1 tRNA gene is annotated in these 261 nt (G+C 44.8%); it reads right to left on the minus strand.

The window, feature by feature from the left end:
- Window positions 1-146 precede the first annotated feature (146 nt).
- Window positions 147-220: transfer RNA gene (locus HGH91_RS31025), tRNA-Ala, on the minus strand.
- Window positions 221-261 lie beyond the last annotated feature (41 nt).

A 261-nucleotide genomic window follows, 5' to 3' on the forward strand; every position in this document is an offset into this window, starting at 1 on the left:
GCATCACTACTTAGATTCGTGCTGTTGTTTCCATTCTTTCAAAGAACTTTTCAATCTCTAAAGATTGTTTGCCGATGTGTGAGATCCGATCTCTGTTGACCCTTTGGCCAGAACATCTTTATTATTTCAAAATCAAGGTGATTAAGTGGAGGATATCGGATTCGAACCGATGACCCCCTGCGTGCAAGGCAGGTGCTCTAGCCAACTGAGCTAATCCCCCGTAATCATTGTAGACCCGAGCAGATTTGAACTGCTGACCCC

It is taken from the genome of Chitinophaga eiseniae, assembly GCF_012641265.1.
GTDB lineage: Bacteria > Bacteroidota > Bacteroidia > Chitinophagales > Chitinophagaceae > Chitinophaga > Chitinophaga eiseniae_A.